The organism is Persicitalea sp. (genome assembly GCF_041751555.1).
GTDB lineage: Bacteria > Bacteroidota > Bacteroidia > Cytophagales > Spirosomataceae > Persicitalea.
This window is the reverse complement of record NZ_JBGSXF010000622.1, coordinates 1-2,517: the sequence shown is the minus strand read 5'-3', so window position 1 is coordinate 2,517 and position 2,517 is coordinate 1. Positions and strand designations below refer to the sequence as shown.

Genomic DNA, 2,517 nt, shown 5'->3' with positions numbered 1-2,517 from the left:
TCATTCACAATTGAAACTCATCCGTTGGGGCATACTCGCTCCGGGCCACATCGCCCACAAATTCGCCCAGGACCTCGCCCGCGTCGAGGGCGCTACACTCATGGCCGTCGCCTCGCGTGACCTGGACCGTGCCAAAGAATTTGCCGAAGAATACGACGCGCCCTACGCGTACGGCAGCTACGCCGAACTGGCCGGCTGCCCCGAACTGGACGTGGTCTATATCGCTTCGCCACACGTGGGCCACCATGCCCACACGCTGCTTTGTCTCGAAGCGGGCCTGGCCGTGTTGTGCGAAAAACCTTTCGGCATGAACCTGGGCGAGGTCGAGGAAATGATCGGAAAGGCAAAAAGCAAAAAGCTTTTCCTGATGGAAGCCCTGTGGAGCCGATTTATGCCCACCACGCTGAGAACGCTGGAACTGATCAGGAAAGGGGCCATAGGCAAGGTACTTGGTGTCCGGGCCGACTTCGGTTTCAAGGCGATCCAAGATCCCCGCAAGCGACTTTTCAATAAAGAACTTGGCGGCGGTGCGCTGCTGGATATTGGCATTTATCCACTGTTTTGGTCCTACGCTGTCCTGGGCATGCCCGAAACGACGAAAGCCTCCGCTGTATTCAGCGATACGGGCGTGGATGCCTCCACGGGTATGGTACTTACCTACGATTCCGACGCCTTTGCCTTCCTGGATTGCACCTTCCTGGCCCGCACCGACTGCGAAGCCATCGTCTATGGCGAGTTGGGCTGTATCCGCGTCCATGGCCGTTGGCACAATAGTCAGGCACTTACCCTGGAACTGACCGATGCCGAACCCGAGCGCTTCGAGTTCGAGCGCGAGGCCCACGGCTACAACTACGAAATCGAGTCCGTCGGCCAAGCCCTGCGCGCGGGCCTCACCGAAAACCCCGACTGGTCGCACCAGGACAGCCGTAACCTCATGACACTGCTGGACAAAGTGCGGGAGGAGATTGGACTTTCTTATTAATTTTGAATGAGAGATTGAGTGAATTAGAGAATGTTGCTTTCGCCAGAAATCTCTCACAAAGCTAAGGGGTGGCCCCGTCTCTCATTCACACTTATCATTCACTCAATCTCTCATTCTCTCATTCACAATTAAAATGCGCTACTTACAACGGGGCGTTTCGGCTTCTAAGGAAGACGTCCACAAGGCCATCGCCAACATCGACAAGGGGCTTTTCCCCAAGGCTTTTTGCAAAATAGTCCCCGACACGCTGGCCGGCGACCCGGACTACTGTACCATCATGCACGCCGACGGCGCGGGTACCAAGACCTCGCTGGCCTACCTCTACTGGAAAGAAACGGGCGACCTGTCGGTGTGGCGCGGCATTGCGCAGGACGCCGTGGTGATGAACACCGACGACCTGCTGTGCGTGGGTGCGACGGGGCCGATGCTGCTTTCATCCACCATCGACCGCAACAAAAACCGCATCCCCGGCGAGGTAATCGCCGAAATTATCAACGGTACCGAGGAAGTACTGGAAATGCTGCGCGGTTTCGGGGTAGAGATTTACAGCACGGGCGGCGAAACCGCTGACGTGGGCGATTTGGTGCGCACCATTACGGTCAACAGTACGGTAATCGCCCGCATGGAACGCGCTGAGGTCGTGGACAACGCCAACATCCGGGCGGGCGATGTGATCGTGGGACTAGCCTCTTTCGGGCAGGCCACCTACGAAACTACCTACAATGGCGGCATGGGTAGCAACGGCCTTACCTCCGCCCGCCACGATGTGCTGAGTAAATACCTGACCGCAAAGTACCCCGAAAGCTTTGACCCGGAAGTCAACGATGATTTGATTTACAGCGGCAGCAAAAACCTGCTGGACCCTGTGCAAAGTACCCCGCTGAACGTCGGCCAACTCATTCTTTCGCCTACCCGCACTTACGCCCCCGTGGCCAAGGCCCTGCTCGATGAACTACGGGCCAAAATTCACGGTATGGTGCATTGTAGCGGCGGTGCCCAGACCAAAATCCTGCATTTCATCGACAACCTGCACGTTATTAAGGATAATCTTTTTCCGGTTCCTCCTTTGTTCCGATTGATTCAGAGCGAGAGCAACACGAGCTGGCAAGAAATGTACCAGGTATTCAACATGGGCCACCGCCTGGAGGTGTACCTACCCGAAGCGCAGGCCGCGCGGGTGATGGAGATTTCAGAATCGTTCGGCATTGCGGCCCAAGTGGTAGGACGGGTAGAAGCTGCCGAAAAGAAGCATTTAACGATCCGGTCGGAGTTTGGGGAGTTTGTGTATTGAGTAGTTTCAAAGAGCATCACGCATAAGAAAACCCTGTTCCATAATGGACAGGGTTTTACTTTTATCGGGCTTGTAGGATTTTGAAAATCAACAGTCGCGGGTGGTACCGAACCAAAAAAGAAAGGAGACAAGCATGGCTTATCTCCTTCTTAGTCGGGATGACAGGATTTGAACCTGCGACCCCACGCCCCCCAGGCGTGTGCGCTACCGGGCTGCGCCACATCCCGATGATGTGTTTGGGAGG

Annotated in this window: 2 protein-coding genes and 1 tRNA gene; 2 read left to right on the top strand and 1 reads right to left on the bottom strand. The window is 55.9% G+C overall.

Features of this window, described 5'->3' with window-relative positions:
* Both ACEW8P_RS22060 and ACEW8P_RS22055 read left to right on the top strand, forming a co-directional pair.
* Positions 1–982, top strand: a 982-nt coding sequence (locus ACEW8P_RS22060) for a Gfo/Idh/MocA family protein (RefSeq protein ID WP_373515231.1), incomplete at its 5' end; no start/stop codon positions are given.
* Between the two features lie 133 nt (positions 983–1,115).
* A complete protein-coding gene (locus ACEW8P_RS22055) occupies positions 1,116–2,273 on the top strand; it encodes an AIR synthase related protein (RefSeq protein WP_373515230.1) in 1,158 nt (385 codons plus the stop codon).
* A 153-nt stretch (positions 2,274–2,426) separates the two neighbouring features.
* On the opposite strand, the gene ACEW8P_RS22050 is transcribed toward ACEW8P_RS22055, so the two are convergent.
* Positions 2,427–2,500 (bottom strand) — tRNA-Pro (locus ACEW8P_RS22050).
* Positions 2,501–2,517 lie beyond the last annotated feature (17 nt).